Below are 17,108 nucleotides of genomic sequence, written 5' to 3' on the forward strand. Positions count from 1 at the left end.
AGAACAAATGAAATTAGAGAGAAACAGGATGGTTGAAGTTTTATTTTACACAGCCGTCCTCACCAAACAATTCTACCTTCTCCCCAGCGGCAGCATCGGCATCGCGGATCTGTTTTTCGCCTTGTCCGGTGCCCTGGCGCTTATCATGGCGTGGAGAAGTGGTAAGAAAATCTGGTATCAGGAAGATTTTCCCTGGGTGGTCTTCCTGATATTTGCAGCTGTCATTAATGGCATTTATTTTGTTCGGACAGGAAAAGGAAGTTTTCCGTTACATACGCTTTATTGGATTTATTCTGCATTCCTGATCTGGGCGTTCCGGACACTTTATTCGGATTCGTTTATGCGGGGACTTTGCTGGATATGTCGGATCAATCTGGTGTTTCAGACAATTGTTTTGATTTCCGGACGAGGACGCTATTTTCATGAGAGCTGGGGCGGTTCTCGGTTTATGGGAACGTTTAATGATCCGAACCAGTTTGCTTTTTTCATCTTTACGATGATTCTGGTGCTTTTTATGGAATACCGGCGGAAGGCAGAGTATACAGTCAAGACACGGATTGCGTGCTGGGGAATGTTTTTTTGGGGAGTTCTTCTGATTGGAAAAGCAAAATCAACCGGTATGTTTGTGGGACTGCTTGCCTTTTTTGTAATACTGGCATGGCAGTTTTTCTGGGAAAGATGCACGCACTCAAAGTATAAAAAACTCTGGTGGTTCGGCGGGGCAGCTGTTGTAGTGATGCTGGCGCTGGGCGTCTATCGGATCTGGCCAGGGGCAAATTTTGATGTTTCGCAGACGGATTATACGCTTCTTTCCAGAATCCAGCAGAAAATATGGAAGCTGGCAAATGGAAATCTCTATGATCTGCTGTATGACAGAAGTGCGGAGCGGCTGGTATTGACGCCTCAGTATTTGTTTTATGGAGCGGGAGAGGGTTTTTTTGAACGTTTTATTCCGTATGATGGATTTGAGAAGCTTCTGAGTCCGGGCGTGTTTGATGTTTTTCATGTTAATGAGATTCATTCCAGCTTTTTTGATGTCTGGTTTTCGTATGGACTGATTCCTACCACATTTCTGGTGTATTGGATTGTGAAAAATGTGATTCGGTGTGAGAAAGCGCAGAGGGCGGCGGTGCTGGCACTTCTGGCAGAGAGTTTTACGCTGATGAACTGCAGGCAGCCGTTTTTCTGGTTTGTTATTGTGATGGCGGGGATGTCTGGGAAGAAGGGAAGAAGGACATGAATTTGAAACATCAAAAGTTTGTTAAAAAAGGATGTTATTCTGCTTGCATCTCCTGTAAGGATATGCTACATTTAACATAACAAGCATATATTTTTCTTTACCACATTTCATATATTTATCTATATTCTAAAAATAATCTAAGAAAATCTTATGCTTATCCAAGTCAACAACAATTGAAGAGCAGGAGATTTTCAAAGGGTTAAAAGAAAAGTGGAAATTCTCCTGCCAGAAGGGAGAATGAATGAGAAGTAGGAATTCTGTAAAAGTGAAGCGGAATCACAAGGATACGCTGTTTCGGATGATTTTCAGCACGAGGGAGAATCTGCTGAGTCTTTATAATGCGGTGAATCATTCGCATTACACAGATGCATCGGAGCTTGAGATTGTGACGCTGAAAAATGCGGTTTATATGAACATGAAGAATGATCAGGCGTTTCTGCTTGATATGCAGCTGAACCTTTATGAACATCAGTCCACCTGGAATCCGAATATGCCGCTGCGCTTTTTGATGTATGTGGCAAAGGAGTACCAGATGCTGGTGCGGAATCAGACGCTTTATGCATCGGCGCTGGTAAAGGTGCCGACACCGCATTTTGTTGTGTTTTATAATGGGGAGACGGAGCAGGAGGCGGAGACGATTCTGAGGCTGTCGCATTCGTTTCAGCAGAAGACGGATAAACCAGAGCTGGAATTGATGGTAAGGGTGTTGAATATTAACCTTGATAAGAAACAGGAAGTGTTGGAGGCGTGCCAGCTTTTGAAAGAATATATGCTTCTGGTGAATAAGATTCGTAGATATACGGATGAGTATAAAGATATTAATCAGGCAGTCGAACAGGCAGTGACGGAGTGTATCGAGGAAAATATACTGGCTGATTTTTTAAGAAAGAATCGGGCGGAGGCGATTGAAATGTGTATTTTTGAATATGATGATAAGCGGGAGAAGGAGCTGATCCGGAAGGCGGAGTATTCGGAAGGTATGAAAGAGGGAGAAAGGATTGGACGGGAAGCTGGAAAGAAAGAAGAAGCCGAACGGATATTTAAAATTTACCAATTATTTCGCGCGAACTACACGGAAAACCAGATTAAAGAGAAGCTGGGGATGAATGTAGAAGAAGTACGGAAAATTTTGGAACGATTTAAATGATTTTTAGCTTAGACGGGAGTGTCTTTCGGAGGGAGGGCACTCCTTATTTGAATACGAAAGTTATGACAGATGCACCGTTGGATATGGAAATGCGGAAACGGTATCTGGGAATGTTCTGGGGCAGTTACTGTTCACTCATGTGTGAACAGTAATCTGGGGCATAAAATAGGAATATAAAAGAAATAAATTCTTCTTGCATCCTATATGCGGATATGCTACATTTATCTTATCAAGCATATATTTTTCTTTATCAGCAATTTAAGCGGTATCTAATATTCTAATTTTAATCTGAGAAATCTTATGCTTATCCAAGTCAACAATAATTGAAGAGCAGGAGATTTTCAAAGGGTTAAAAGAAAAGTGGAAATTCTCCTGCCAGAAGGGAGAATGAATGAGAAATATGAATTCTGTAAAAGTAAGGCGGGATCACAAGGATACGTTGTTTCGGATGATTTTCAGTACAAGGGAGAACCTGTTGAGTCTGTATAATGCGGTAAATCATTCACATTATACGGATGCAAAAGAGTTGGAGATCGTGACGCTGGAAAATGCAGTTTATATGAATATGAAAAATGACCAGGCATTTTTGCTGGATATGCAGTTGAATTTGTATGAACATCAGTCAACCTGGAATCCGAATATGCCGCTGCGTTTTCTGATTTATGTGACGAAAGAATACCAGATGCTCATTCGGAATCAAACGCTGTATGCGTCAACGCTGGTAGAATTGCCGACCCCACACTTTGTTGTATTTTACAATGGAGAAGAGGAGCGGGAAGCGGAAAGTGTTCTGAAACTGTCACATTCATTCTGCCAGAAGGCGGATGAACCAGAGCTGGAATTGATAGTGAAGGTATTGAATATTAATCTGGATAAAAAACAGAGGATTTTGGAAACTTGCTGCCTGTTGAAAGAGTATATGCTTCTGGTTGACAAGATTCGTAAATATGCGGCAGAGTATAAGGACATAAACCGGGCGGCAGAGCAGGCTGTGACGGAATGTATTGAGGAAAATATACTGGCTGATTTCCTGAGAAAGAATCGAACGGAGGCGATAGAGGTGTGTATTTTCGAATATGATGAGAAACGGGAAAAGGAATTGATTCGGAAGGCAGAGTATGCGGAAGGTAAGAAGGAAGGATTAAAGGAAGGTCAGAAGCAGGGTGAAGAACGAGTGTTTGGAATTTATAGATTATATCGAGATAAATATACAGAAAACCAGATTGCAGAACAGATGAAAATAGATGTGGATGAAGTTAGGAATATTTTGGAAAAGTTTAAGGAATAGGTGCGGCGGTTGGTTATACATATGCTGATATTATCATTGAACCGCAAAATCCGGATAATGGCATTATCTTTGAATTTAAGCATTCCAAGGAAGTGTCAGGATTAGATAAGACCTGTGAAAGAGCGCTCAAGCAAATCAGAGATCGAAGGTATTCTGAGTATCTGAAAAATGATGGTCGCCATAATATAATGCTTTATGGCATCGCTTTTTACAAAAAGAGATGTAAAGTAGTGGTTGAGAAACTGAAAGAAGCATAATGTTGATCAGCCCGCTTACTATAATCGTATACGATTTGTAGGTGGGCTTCTTTTTTGATGCTATGTCAATAGTTGGGAGAGAGTATGAAATTTCTAAAGATAAGTGCAAAATTATGTTTGATGCTGCTTGCAAGTCTGTTTGCAGGCATATTTTTACTATGGTGCGTATTTTTGCTGCCGGATCGTTTGACCCAGACGCATGCAGCCCGATCGGCGGAAACATTTTCTTATGAAGGGATAGGTGCGGCGGTTGGTTATACATATGCGGATCAGCTGGATAACTGGACGGATGCGCTTATGATTGGAAATGCCTGTTATCAGAAAGAAGATGCCAGTGCGTTGAACCGCGCGGCTGCAGCCTACCGACCAGATTATCAGAATGGAGATCCGATTACTTCGTTAGATGCATACGTGAAGGCGGAGGAGGACGTTGGCAGTATTGCGTACCCGCGTTATTGGCATGGCTATCTGGTGGCGCTTAGGCCGCTTTTGATGGTAACCGATTATTTGGGTATACGGTCAATTAATACAGTCTTTTTTGCGGTTACAATATTATTACTGGTGTTGGTTATAATAAAAAGAAAACAATATCAGTTGTTCCTGCCGTTGGGGATTACGATTTTATTTTTGCGTCCATTAGCGATTATTCATTCGCTGCAGCTTTCGACGGTATTTTACCCGACGATGCTGTCGGTTATTGTGTGTATTTATTTTCAGAAATGGATGTGCAGGGAGGGACATTTTCTTTATCTGTTTTTGATGAATGGGATTGTGATTGCATACGCGGATTTGCTTACATATCCGGTCGCTTCATTAGGGGTATTACTGACTGTTTTTATGATGATTCAGGAAAAAACGGCGCCTGCAGAGAAGATTCGGCAGATTGTGGCTGGTTCAGTCGTTTGGGGATTTGGCTATTTTGGCATGTGGGCAGGAAAATGGCTGATTTCTTCGATTATTTTACGTCAGAATGTTTTGGCAGATGCCGTTTCGCAGGCACAGGTCCGCGTTTCCAGCAGCTATGGAGAAAATCATTTTTCCAGAGTGATGGTATTTATGCGGAATATAGGTGCCGGATTTATAGGTGTTCTGGTATTAGCGGCGGTTGTCTTTCTTCTGTTGACGATTTTTATGCTGTGGAGAAATAGACAAAGCCTGCATGTTCGGAGTGGCTGGCGGGAGCTCTTCCTATGTATGTTGCCATATCTTATGATTTGCCTGATTCCGTTTGCCTGGTATAGTGTGTTTGTGAATCATTCTTATATCCATATCGTGTTTACATACCGGGCACTGGCAGCAGCGGTGTGCGCGTGGAGTGGAATGTGCATGGTAAAAATGGAGTTTGTGTTTTATAGATAGTAGTGTGCTAAAATTTTAGGAGCGGGTAAAACGCGAAAAAGAGCTTTAAACGAAATAAGGATGGAAGAAATCACCCCCAAAGTAAATTCTTCCATCCTTTTTCTTACTCTTTTACAATTCGAAACTCCCTCCATTTTCCGCTCCGGTAGCGCATCACAACTACGAAGCAGGCGATCAGCCATGCGGGCGGCATGCTCACATAGTAGCAGCGGAAGCCAACCGGGGTGAGCGCCAGCAGGAAGGAGAGCGCGAGGCGGATGCCCAGGTTGATGAAGCCGGAAGCTGCCGGGATCTTGACATCGCCTGCACCCTGCAGAAAACCGCAGGTGATGTTGGTGATCGTGCTGGTCCAGATGAAGAACATCAGGATGTCGAGATGTTCCTTTGCGCGCCGCAGGGACTCTCCGGTGATGTTGAAGATCTGGAGAAGCGGCCGGTCAAAAAGCAGAACTACGATACTGATGGAGATACTGATCAGGACGCCCATCAGGATGGTGGTGCGGTAGCCGCGGCGGGCACGGTCCAGTTTTTCAGCGCCGATATTCTGTCCGGCGAAGCTGGAAATGGCGACGTTAAAGCTCTGGGACGGGATGTGCGCGAGCTGTTCGACCTTCAGCATGGCAGCGTAGCCCTCGATGCTGGGAGCGCCGAAGGAGTTGATGAGACGCTGCAGGATGAGGAAGCCGATTGAATTGACGCCCGTCTGCAGCATGATCGGAATACTCAGGCGCATCAGCAGCGCCCCCTGTCCCTTCCAGGCGTAGAGATAACGCCGTTTCGGCAGCAGATCCGGGAAAATGTGCCGCAGATACAGGAAACTGGCGATGGCGGAACCTGCCTGTGCGATCACGGTCGCGGCAGCCGCGCCGGAGACACCCATATGAAAGATGGAGATAAACACACAGTCCAGCACGATGTTCAGGGCGGCGGAGATCATCAGGAAAATGAGTGCGCCGCGCGAATCACCGTGTGCCCGCAGGATGCCATAGGTAACATTGTAGAGCAGCTGGAAAATAATTCCACCGCTGTAGATCAGAAAGTATGCCATACTGTCGAAACGCATTTCCTCCGGTGCCTGCAAAAAACCGAAAATAACTGGACGGGCTGCCAGAAAGCAGGCGGCGGTTAAAAATATACTTGCGATTATGGCAATCAGATAGGAGACGGAGATGGATTCCTGTATGTCTGTCTCTTTTTTGGCACCGAAATACTGGGCAACTGCGATGTTGACACCGGCACCGATGGAGGTGCAGATGGCGGTCAGAAGCCAGATCATGGAGCTGGTTAGTCCGACGGCTCCAAGGGCGGTTGCGCTGATGAGGTTTCCGACGATCACGCTGTCAGCGAGGTTGTACAAAACCTGCAGCAGGTTTGCCCCCATGATAGGCAGGGAAAAGAGCAGGATGGAGGACCATTCCCGCCCTTCGGTCATATCTTTTTTCATATGTATAAAACTCCTTTGATACAGCTAAAATCATGAGTTTAGTGTAGCATAGAGGATGGAAAAAGTAAAGAGAACGGAAAGCGCTTGTCAAGTGGAAAGAGGAGGATCTATAATAGAATAGATTTAATGTAACTGTTCAGTAGGTCTGCGCATTTACTGCGCTGACCGTACGAAAACATGGGTCAGCAGGCAAAAATCCCATTGCCATAGGCAATTTTTAATGGATTTTTGCGCGTGACTGTGAGGGGACTGAACAGTTACGATTTAACGAATATTAAGAAAAAGGGATGAGGAAATCTTGAATCACAACATGGAAATGACGGAGAAACCGACGGGAAGCGGGGTAGCACGGTGGAGCTTCTATCTGATGGGGCTTCTGATTCTGGCGATGGGGCTTACACTCAATACCAAAGCAGGACTCGGAGTGTCGCCGATTATTTCACTTTCGTATGCAGCGTCCGTGATCTGGAACCGGAATTTTGGTGATATGACCTTTGTCCTGTATGGTATCTTTGTCTTGATTCAGGCGGCGATTCATCTGCGGGAGAAAGGAGAAGCAGGACGCAGCTTGCTTATGAAAGATGCTCTGCAGTTTCCATTGAGTATTGCATTTACAAGATTTCTGAATGTATTTTCAGCGTGCATACCGCCGCTGGAAGAATGTGGACCGGCGGCTTCTGGACTTTTAGGACGCATGGGCGTGCTGGTGCTTGCCCTGACTTTTACAGGCGTCGGCGCAGCGATGTCCCTGTCAATGCGGCTGGTGCCAAATCCGGGTGATGGTCTGGTGCAGGTGCTGGCGGACACCTTTGGAATCGACACAGGTCTGATGAAGAACTGTGTCGATGCAACCTGTATCGTTTTGTCACTGCTCATGGGACTTTTGTTTGCGGGAAAACCGGTGGGAATCGGCATTGGAACGGTCTGTGCTGTCATGCTGGTGGGGCGCGTGATTGCGCTGTTTCATCATATTTTTGGAAAGGCGATGCTGCAGGCGGCTGGACTGGAAAGTGGCAGGAACTGACAGAGTGTGTGGAAAAAGGTGTGCGAAAGATAAAAGCAGCCGATTTTTGAGTGAAATTCAGATACATAAAATAATAGGAGATAAATAAGATGAAATTGAGAATGAAGCGGAAAGCAATGGTAGTATTGGCAGCAGGCATGTTGATGAGTGCGGCAGCTCCGGCGGCTGCGATGGCGGCGGAGAAAGCGACAGGACCGGCGCTTACGGCAAGCTACAACGGGGATGTAAATACACTGGAGGCGGCGAAGGATGCAACGCAGCTGATTGTGGTGATTGGCAACCGCCAGGATCCGGCGAAGAGCCGTCTGGACTGGTATAAACGCGATGCAGATGGAAAACTGGTGCAGGTGATGTCGAAAGAAGCGGTCAGCGGCATGAACGGTATCACGATGCAGAAGCAGGAGGGCGATAAGAAGACGCCGGCGGGTGTGTACCGCTTTACGATGGCATTTGGCCTGAAGGCAAATCCGGGAACGATTCTGCCGTATCACCAGATCGTGGACGGCGATTATTATGTGGATGACGGAAACAGCCAGTATTATAACAAGCTGGCAAATACGAAGCAGGTACAGAAGGACTGGAATTCGGCGGAGGATCTGATGGCGCAGGCGCCGCAGTATAATTATGGCCTGGTACTGGATTATAATCCGGAGTGTACACCGGGAAAGGGATCGGCGATCTTTCTGCATTGCCCGAAGAGCTGGAATAATACGGGAACTTCCGGATGCATCAGTATTCCGGAGGAAGATATGAAACAGGTTGTGTGCCAGGTGGATACCGGGACGAAGATTGTGGTGGTGCAGGATGAGAGCGATTTAGCAAATTACTAATTAGATAGGCTGTGAGAGTCAGATCTCATTTGGGGATTTTTATCTGGAAGCAGATAGGAACCCCCAGATGAGTTTTTTTGTTTCATAGGACATAATTTCCTAATGAAACCCAAAAACGCCGGACAATATCCGGCGCTCAGGTGTCTCAAAATATTTGTCCCTACGTTGGCATTATCCAAATCAGGTTTTGGGTCGAAACTTTTGGTTCCCTCTCAGCCTGCATCACAAGCTCCCCATTATCGAAATGAATTGTAGCATGATTTGGAAAAAAATAGCAATGGCAACTCTGGTTTTATGATTTATTTGCCCCGCCCATCTGCCGGCTCAGCATCCGCAGCATTTCCGCCTGCCGTTTCTGCGCTGGGGGCATTTGGTCTGTCAGGATCGAAAAAAGAGTGTCCATTTCTGAGGTTGAGAATTGCGGGGAACCGTTGCTGCCCCGGAGACTCATGAGAAGCGGCAGAAGCTTGTCTTGCGGCGTGTTTCTTGCCTGATCGGCTAACTGTTCCATCTGTTTTATTTTGTCTGGATCCATGGAGCGGAGTCTCGGATCCTGTTTCCAGTTTTGAAATTCCATAGTGTGTGCCTCCTGTCTGTTTGAAGTGGATGTGCCAGATGCACGGTCTGTGGTTTTTTTCTGTCTGCGGGAATATTCGGCTTGCGGGTAAAGGACAGATGCCGGAACTGCATCAGAATTGGGTGAATCATTCTGGATATCTTGCGAAGTCGGAAAGGATGCTGTCTGCGGCATATTTTGCCAGTAGGATTCATAGAGGCGGGAACCTTCGATAAAATTTAAGACCAGATCGATCGAACTTTGCTCTTCCTCTGTGCCATACGGCTTGATCGCTTTCAGCATATCAACCGGCGAATCCTTGTCGCGTTCGCCCACCGAGCAGATTCCGATCTCACCGTCGGCCGGATCAGCAAATAGCTGCATCGTCTTTTCTAGTTCGCGGAATTTCACAAACAGGGAGAAAAAACGCTGTTCCGGGATGTGAATATAGGGAAGCGCCGCCTTGACAAGCTGCATATGTGGGAGTGAGGTCAAGCGGTCTAACTCGGTCATTTTGAGAGAAACATCTTGGTTCACGAAAAAAACCTCCCAAATCTTTGTCTCAATATATGCAGATGAGAGGAAAAAAAGACGTTTTGGTTCACGGGTAGGCACTTTTGGAATCGAAAAAGAACGGGAATGTTTAAAGAAAAAAAGCTCCGGGACAGGAAAAACCACATATAGTATATTATAAAAAATAAGAAAGAAAAGGATTCAGAGCTATGAACACCCGGCTGATCATTGATGGAAATGCCGTTTATGAAATAGATGAAGACTGTCTCGCCTGCCGCGGACGGCGGACTGGATGCAGACGCTGTGTGGAACCGGGTTCCCGCACCCGGGGACGAAGCACGCCTTTACAGAAATTGGAACCTGCCAGTGAAAAATCACAAACTCACAAATAAAGAAAGATGTGGTATAATGTAAAGAAAGAAATTCCCCTCATTCCAGCCTGCCCAGCCACTTCCTCATGAGGTGTCAGGGAAAGCTGGAATGGGGATACCGTAGCAGAGCTCCAGAGTCCTAAGACAAACTGGCTCACAACAACATTGCATCAGGAACTGAAAGGACGAATCCATATGAACCCATATAAAATCATGCTGGTAGATGACGAGGAGGAAGTACGGACAAGCATCATACGCAAAATCGACTGGCAGGATGCCGGATTCGAGGTGATCGGGGATGCGGAGAACGGGAAGGAAGCGCTGGAAAAGATCGAGCAGAATGAGCCGGATGTTGTGCTGACAGACATCCGGATGCCATATATGGACGGGCTGGAGATGGCGGAGAATATACGGCAGAGATATCCGTCCATCAAGATCGTGATTTTTTCTGGTTTTGATGAATTTGAGTACGCCAAAAAGGCGATCAAGCTCAATGTGATCGAATATATTTTAAAGCCGGTCAATGTCGAAGAGCTGACGGCGATTTTAAAGAAAATCAAGAAAAATCTCGATGAGGAGATCGAGCAGAAGCGGAATGTTACCCTGCTTCGGGAAAGTTATATCAAGAGTCTTCCGGCGATCCGGGAACATTTTTTGAATGACCTGATTCACGGCGGCATGGAGGAAGCGCAGATTGAGGAAAAACTGAACGAATATGTGATCGACGTTGCGGGTGCGGTCAAATGGGTGATTGCGGCGATCCATCTGGAACCGGATGAGAAGGTGGACAAGGCAGTTTCGCTGCATCAGCAGCGGGAGCTGATTCCGATTTCCGTCCGCAATCTGATTGAGGAAAAACTGGAAGGGCAGTACCGTTTTATTGTGTTCCACTCTTCCTTTGAGACGATCCTTCTGGTGGCGATCGACAAAGACAATACGCAGACCGGACTGATTGCCCTGCTGGGCGATATCTGCAAGGAGACGAAGAAAATTCTGGAGGTATCGGTTACGATCGGCGTGGGTGAGAGCTGCAGTTCGCTGACGGATTTAAGCCGCCCGTGCCACACGGCACTCAATGCACTCGGTTACCGTGCGATCACAGGTTCCGGCGGTGTGATCTGCATCGGCGATATGGAGCCGTCCGGGCATGAAAAACTCCGGTTCGACAGCCGGATGGAGTCGGAGCTTATAGCGGCAGTCAAGTTTGGACCGAAGGAAAAGATCCGTTCCGTGATAGACGGGATTGTGAGCCGGATGGAGGATGCGCGGGTGCATTACCGCCAGTATCAGGCGTATGTGCTTGCGATCATCAATGTGCTGACACAGCTCTCCCAGCAGTATGATCTGCGGATCAGCGAGATGTTTGGCGTGGAAAATGATTATTTCGAGATTCTGGGGCGCGTCCAGAAGATGGAGAATGTCCGCCCGTACCTGACCGAGGTGGCGCTCAAGATGAATGCCGGAATGGAAGAAGAGCGGAGCAATACGACAAAAAACGTGATCCGCGAGGCGAAGCAGTACATTCAGGACAATTTTCAAGATCCGGAGCTGTCGGTGGAGAAGATCTGCCGCCATCTGCATATGAGCCCGGCGTATTTTTCAACGATGTTTAAGAAGGAGACGGGACAGGCGTACATCGCCTATCTGACCGATGTCCGGCTGGGGCGCGCGGTCGAGCTTCTGATGGCAACTGACGACAAGACGTATATCATCGCGGAAAAGGTCGGCTACCCGGAGCAGAACTATTTCAGTTACGTATTTAAGAAAAAATTCGGTGTTTCCCCGACGCGGTACCGCACGGCACACCGGAGCGGGGAGGCATAATGGGTAAAAAAAGGACGATCTGGAAGAAAAAGCTTTTTGACGACGCCAGCATCCGGTCTATGATCTTTATCTATTTTACGATCACGGCGCTGGCGGCGAGCGTGCTGATCTCCCTGTCGCTGTACCAGAGAATGTCACGGCAGGTCACGGAAGTAGTACAGGAGGAGAGCCAGAACCTGATCGCGCAGGTGGGGCGCTCTGTGGAGTCGTACCTCCGCACGATCATGAAGCTGTCCGACTCGCTTTATTATGGCACGATCAAGAATGCCGATCTGTCGAGCCAGTCGCTTGGAAGTGAATTTACGCTTCTCTACGATAATAATAAGGATAATGTGGAGAATATTGCCCTGTTTTCGGAGGATGGGGCGCTTCTGGAGGCAGTCCCGGCGGTGCGTCTGAAAAATGAGGTGGATGTGACGCAGGAAGAATGGTTCCGGAGCGCCTTAAACCGGACGGAAAACCAGCATTTTTCCCTGCCGCACGTACAGTATGTGTTTGACAATGCGGAAAATCAATACCGATGGGTCATTTCGCTGTCCCGGGCGGTCGAACTGACACACGGAACCTCGACCTCTCAGGGCGTCCTTCTGGTCGATATCCGCTATTCGAGCCTGGAACAGCTCTTTGGCGGCATCACGACGGGGCGCGGCGGTTATTTCTATATGATCAGCGGAAATGGCGAGATTCTTTACCACCCGCAGATGCAGCTTCTGGATTCCGGCTGGGTGCAGGAGAACAATGGACAGGCAGCCGGCTATTCGGACGGAAATCATGAGGAGATATTTGCCGGAAAAAAGCGGATGGCGACGGTCAAGACGATCGGCTACACAGGCTGGAAGGTGGTCGGGGTGACGCCGGAAAATGCCGTGTCGCTCAACACGATCAAAACCCGGCTTTTTATCGTATTTGTCATTGCCCTCATTTTGTGCATTCTGGCTCTGATTAACTCTTATATTTCATCGAGGATCACGAATCCGATCCGCGAGCTGGAAAAATCGGTCGGCGTCCTGGAGGCGGGCAATTTAAGCGCACCGGTGTACATCGGCGGTTCGTATGAGATCCGCCATCTGGGAAAATCGATCAGTGATATGGCGGGTCAGATCCGCCTCCTGATGCAGGATATTGTGCGTGAGCATGAGGCGAAACGCAAGCAGGAGTTTGATACGCTGCAGTCGCAGATCAATCCGCATTTCCTCTATAATACGCTCGATATCATTGTCTGGATGATTGAAAATGAGCAGAAAACGGAGGCGGTCAAGGTGGTGACGGCGCTGGCGCGGTTCTTCCGTATCAGTTTAAGCCGCGGCAAGAGCTTAATTACTGTGAAGGATGAGCTGGAACACGTCCGGAATTACCTGATGATCCAACAGATGCGGTTTAAAAATAAGTTTACTTATACGATCGAGTCAGATGATGAGGTTTTGGAACTTGCAAGTTTAAAACTGATGCTGCAGCCGCTGGTGGAGAATGCGATCTACCATGGCATGGAATATATGGACGGCGACGGCGAGATCTTCGTGCGCGCCTGGCAGGAGGAAAAAGAGCTGTATCTGGAGGTGCGGGACAATGGGCTTGGCATGACGGAGGAACAGGTCGAGAGCCTCTTTACCGATACGGCGCACGTGGCATCCAAGCGCGGATCCGGCATCGGGGTACGCAATGTCAACGAGCGGATCAAGCTGTATTTCGGCGCGGAATATGGTCTTTCGATCGAGTCGGAGCCGGATGAGGGAACCGCGGTGAAGATTCATCTTCCGGCAGTGCCTTACGAGAAAGTGCTGGAAGAGAAGAAAGTGTAAAAGTGGGGGCGACAGATCAATGCGATATGGAGTGAGAAAAAAAAAGGAGCTGGCGCTCTGGGGAATCCTGTGTGTGGGACTTATTTTGCTGTATCTCCTTTCCTCCACGGATTGGATCATCAAGGAAAAAGAGGTGGAGGTCTACCCGGTGTCCCTGATTATCAGCGATACTTCGGATGATGATTACGTCAACTTCCGCAAGGGCGTGGATCAGGCGGCGGTTGAGTATAATGTAGATGTCAGCTTTATTACCCTGTATGAAAAGGATAATCTGGCACAGCAGATGGAGCTGGTGCGCCGGGAAGCGGCAGACGGTGCCGGGGTAGTGATACTGGAGCCGGTTGATGAGCTGGAATGCCGCCAATATCTGGAAGAAAATACATATGGAACGCCGATTATCCTGCTGGGTGAATTATCACCGGATGAGGAGGTCAAGGGGGCGGTTCATATGGACTGGACGGCAGCCGGGAGAAAGCTGGGCGAGGCGATTACGGCGGAACAGAGCCCCGATCTTCCTGTCTGGATCTTTGCAGATAACCCATATATCGGCAAGGCGGGGGAGATGAAGCAGGGGCTGACGGAGGTGCTGGAAAAACAGGGCTTTTCCTATACCATTGTGCCGCGCGGCACCGATGATACTTACCGTTCCGTCATTGAAAAAACAGTTTATCCGGGCAGCGGCACGGCGGTGGTGGCGGCACTGGATTTCGCCAGCACAGCGGAGGCGGCGGAGATTGTCGGCGGAAGCAGCGTGTACGGAAAATACATTTCCGGGCTATACGGCGTCGGGATGATGCCGTCCCTGCTGGATCAGCTTGACAAGGGGACAATCCGGGGGCTGGTGGTGACAAACCAGTTTGACGCGGGCTATTTTGCGGTCAAAAAAGCAGTGCAGGCGATTGAAAAAGAGCAGGAGAGAAGCCAGCTTTCATTGGAATCCTACTATATAGAGAAGGATGAGCTGCGCTCGAAGAAATATGAGAAGATGCTGTACCCGATTGATTAAAAATCCGGGAGGGAGTATAGAAAGATGAAAAAAAACGGAAAAAGCATTCAGATGGCGCTGGCACTTCTGGCAGTGGGCACACTTCTTTTAAATGGATGCAGCGCGGCAAAACCGGCAGAAAAAAAGAGCATCCGTATCGGTGTAACGCTGTACCGGGGCGAGGATGCCTTTATCAACAATATCCGTTCCAGCCTGGAGGAAAAGGCGAAGGAATATGAGCAGCAGACGGGCATTAAGGTCAATCTGGAAATCATGGATCCGAAGGGAAACCAAAATACGCAGAACAGCCAGGTAGATCGTTTCCTTTCCCTGGAATACGATGCGATCTGCGTCAATATGGTGGATCGCTCAGCAGCATCGTATGTCATCAACAAGGCGATGGATGCCGGGACGCCGGTCGTATTTTTCAACCGCGAACCGGTCGAGGAGGATATGAAACGATGGGAGCACCTCTATTATGTAGGGGAGGACGCGCGGGAATCGGCGGTTCTGCAGGGAGAACTTCTGGTGGATGCGTATCAGGAAAATCCGGGCAGTCTTGATTTAAATGGGGATGGAACCGTTGGATATGTGATGTTGGAGGGCGAGCGCAGCCATCAGGATTCGCTGATCCGCACAGAGTGGTCGGTGCAGACGATGCGCGACGGAGGTATTCCGCTGGAAAAACTGACCGGTGGTTCGGCAAACTGGGATCGGAGCCAGGCGGCGGCGCTGATGGAACAGTGGATCCGCCAGTTCGGGGATGCGATCGAGGTGGTGATCGGCAACAACGATGAGATGGCGCTCGGAGCTGCCGAGGCGCTTGAACGCGCCGGTGACACAAGGGGTGTGAAGGTGGTCGGCATCGACGGAACCCCGCAGGGAATCGAGGGGCTTAAGAGCGGAAAACTGTATGGAACAGTCCAGTGTGACAGCGACGAGTATGCAGAAGTGATTTTTGAGATAGCTGCCGCTGAGGCACTTGGTCAAAATGTACAGGAAAAGGTCGAATTAGAGGAAGGAACCTATTATCAATGCAGTCAGAAAGCGTTGACTGTTGCTGATTTACCATAAAATCCCACAGTTTCACACCGGAAAAACAAGAATATGTGAATAAAATCACAAAGGATCTAAAAAAATTTTATATAAGAACCAAGAAAATTATATGGAAAAGTGTACAAACGATCCGTATAATAAAGGTGTCGATAAGAAAAAATGACGAATCGGCGAAACTGTATAATGTGTGTATGCGGAAAATTTAACTGTTCGGTGGATCCGGACAGCGCAAACGGATACGCAAGTTTAAGGGAGGACAAACATTATGAAACTGAAAAAAGTAGCAGCACTTGGTTTGGCAACTGCAATGGCATTTTCCGTAACTGCTTGCTCCAGCAAACCGGCAGAGACAACTGCAGCGGCAGAAGAGACAACAGCAGCAGCTGACGCAGCAGAGACTGTTAAAGAAGCAATCGAAGGAAAAGATCCGGCAGAAGTTAAAGTTGGTATTTCTATTTACCAGTTCGCTGATAACTTCATGACACTGTATAGAAACGAACTTCAGAAATATTTAGTAGATGAGCTTGGCTTAAAGGCAGAGAACATCTCCATCATGGATGGTAAGAATGACCAGTCCGAGCAGATGAACCAGATCCGTAACTTCGTTACCCAGGGATTTGATGTTATGATCATCAACCTGGTTCAGGCTTCTTCTGAGCCGGATGTAACCAACATCTGCAACGAAGCAGGTATCCCGGTTGTTTACATCAACCGTGAGCCGGATGCTGAGAGAGAGCAGGCTTGGGTTGACGACGGCATCAAAGCTACTTATGTAGGTGCTGATGCTAGACAGTCCGGTACATATCAGGGTGAAGAGATCGCTGAGCTTGAGAACAAGGGTGATGCAGACGGCGACGGCGTTGTTCGTTACATCATGGTTCAGGGTGATCCGGAGAACGTAGATGCTCAGTACAGAACTGAGAAATCCGTTGAGGCTTTAAAGGCAGCTGGCGTAGAGGTTGAAGAGCTGACCAAGCAGCGTGGTGATTGGGATCAGACAAAGGGTCAGGAGATCACTGCTAACGCTCTGTCCCAGTACGGCGACAAGATCGATGTTGTATTCTGCAACAACGATGCTATGGCTCTTGGTGCTCTGCAGGCTATCGAGGCAGCTGGAAGAACTGTAAACAAAGATATTTACCTGGTAGGTGTTGATGCTCTGGTTGAGGTTGTTGAGAACGTTATGAACGACAAGATGACCGGTACCGTATTCAACGATTACTTCGGACAGGCTCATACAGCAGCTGACAAAGCTCTGGATTTCGTAAACGGCAAAGATGTTGACAACGTATACATGGTAGACTATGTAAAGGTTACAACTGAGAACGCTGGCGATATTCTGGAAATGATTAAATAATTGTAGCTGTTCAGAGAAGGACGGTTATGAACATATCACTCCCCTGCGGGGGAGTGAA

13 protein-coding genes and 1 riboswitch are annotated in these 17,108 nt (G+C 47.9%); of the genes, 11 read left to right on the forward strand and 2 right to left on the reverse strand.

Annotated features, from left to right (window positions below; all coding sequences use genetic code 11):
- The first annotated feature begins 28 nt into the window (after positions 1 to 28).
- From DWZ45_RS02090 to DWZ45_RS02110, 4 genes are all read left to right on the forward strand, one after another.
- Positions 29 to 1,240 (forward strand): hypothetical protein, encoded by a 1,212-nt coding sequence (locus tag DWZ45_RS02090; protein ID WP_118467375.1) that lies wholly within the window; start codon positions 29 to 31, stop codon positions 1,238 to 1,240.
- Between the two features lie 241 nt (positions 1,241 to 1,481).
- A complete protein-coding gene (locus DWZ45_RS02095; protein WP_118467377.1) occupies positions 1,482 to 2,387 on the forward strand; it encodes a transposase in 906 nt (301 codons plus the stop codon).
- Between the two features lie 391 nt (positions 2,388 to 2,778).
- Positions 2,779 to 3,675 carry a transposase gene (locus DWZ45_RS02100; RefSeq protein ID WP_117795049.1) on the forward strand — a complete coding sequence of 299 codons (897 nt, stop codon included), beginning with the start codon at positions 2,779 to 2,781 and terminating at the stop codon, positions 3,673 to 3,675.
- Positions 3,676 to 4,016: 341 nt separating this feature from the next.
- Positions 4,017 to 5,291, forward strand: coding sequence for a hypothetical protein (locus DWZ45_RS02110; protein WP_118467379.1), 1,275 nt, complete (start codon positions 4,017 to 4,019; stop codon positions 5,289 to 5,291).
- Positions 5,292 to 5,394: 103 nt separating this feature from the next.
- Here the strand turns inward: DWZ45_RS02110 and DWZ45_RS02115 are convergent, their stop codons facing one another.
- On the reverse strand, positions 5,395 to 6,735 hold the full coding sequence (locus DWZ45_RS02115; RefSeq protein ID WP_118467380.1) for an MATE family efflux transporter: 1,341 nt from the start codon (positions 6,733 to 6,735) through the stop codon (positions 5,395 to 5,397).
- Positions 6,736 to 7,033: 298 nt separating this feature from the next.
- On the opposite strand from DWZ45_RS02115, the gene DWZ45_RS02120 reads away from it, so the two are divergent.
- Positions 7,034 to 7,759, forward strand: a complete 726-nt coding sequence (locus DWZ45_RS02120; RefSeq protein ID WP_243015206.1) for a DUF6198 family protein — start codon at positions 7,034 to 7,036, stop codon at positions 7,757 to 7,759.
- Between the two features lie 89 nt (positions 7,760 to 7,848).
- Complete coding sequence (locus DWZ45_RS02125) at positions 7,849 to 8,589, forward strand: L,D-transpeptidase family protein (protein WP_118467382.1); 741 nt, start codon at positions 7,849 to 7,851, stop codon at positions 8,587 to 8,589.
- Positions 8,590 to 8,729: 140 nt separating this feature from the next.
- Positions 8,730 to 8,835: riboswitch (TPP riboswitch) on the reverse strand.
- Positions 8,836 to 8,881: 46 nt separating this feature from the next.
- Here the strand turns inward: DWZ45_RS02125 and DWZ45_RS14620 are convergent.
- A complete protein-coding gene (locus DWZ45_RS14620) occupies positions 8,882 to 9,682 on the reverse strand; it encodes a hypothetical protein (protein WP_233430273.1) in 801 nt (266 codons plus the stop codon).
- A 542-nt stretch (positions 9,683 to 10,224) separates the two neighbouring features.
- Between DWZ45_RS14620 and DWZ45_RS02140 the strand changes: the two genes are divergently transcribed.
- The 5 genes from DWZ45_RS02140 to DWZ45_RS02160 all read left to right on the forward strand — a co-directional run bounded on the left by DWZ45_RS02140 (position 10,225) and on the right by DWZ45_RS02160 (position 17,050).
- Positions 10,225 to 11,853, forward strand: a complete 1,629-nt coding sequence (locus tag DWZ45_RS02140; protein WP_118467384.1) for a response regulator — start codon at positions 10,225 to 10,227, stop codon at positions 11,851 to 11,853.
- A complete protein-coding gene (locus tag DWZ45_RS02145) occupies positions 11,853 to 13,652 on the forward strand; it encodes a sensor histidine kinase (protein WP_107001616.1) in 1,800 nt (599 codons plus the stop codon). The genes DWZ45_RS02140 and DWZ45_RS02145 overlap by 1 nt, the downstream gene beginning before the upstream one ends.
- Before the next feature lie 31 nt (positions 13,653 to 13,683).
- Positions 13,684 to 14,658: a substrate-binding domain-containing protein gene (locus DWZ45_RS02150; RefSeq protein ID WP_243023439.1), complete on the forward strand. Its 975-nt coding sequence runs from the start codon at positions 13,684 to 13,686 to the stop codon at positions 14,656 to 14,658.
- A 24-nt stretch (positions 14,659 to 14,682) separates the two neighbouring features.
- The gene (locus tag DWZ45_RS02155; RefSeq protein WP_118467388.1) at positions 14,683 to 15,711 is read left to right on the forward strand and encodes a galactose ABC transporter substrate-binding protein; all 1,029 of its coding nucleotides are present in this window, start codon (positions 14,683 to 14,685) and stop codon (positions 15,709 to 15,711) included.
- Positions 15,712 to 15,958: 247 nt separating this feature from the next.
- Entirely contained in the window at positions 15,959 to 17,050 is a 1,092-nt protein-coding gene (locus tag DWZ45_RS02160) for a substrate-binding domain-containing protein (protein ID WP_181357250.1), read from the forward strand.
- The last annotated feature ends 58 nt before the right edge of the window (positions 17,051 to 17,108 follow it).

This window comes from Clostridium sp. AF32-7AC (assembly GCF_003477925.1).
Classification (GTDB): Bacteria; Bacillota; Clostridia; order Lachnospirales; family Lachnospiraceae; genus Otoolea; species Otoolea fessa.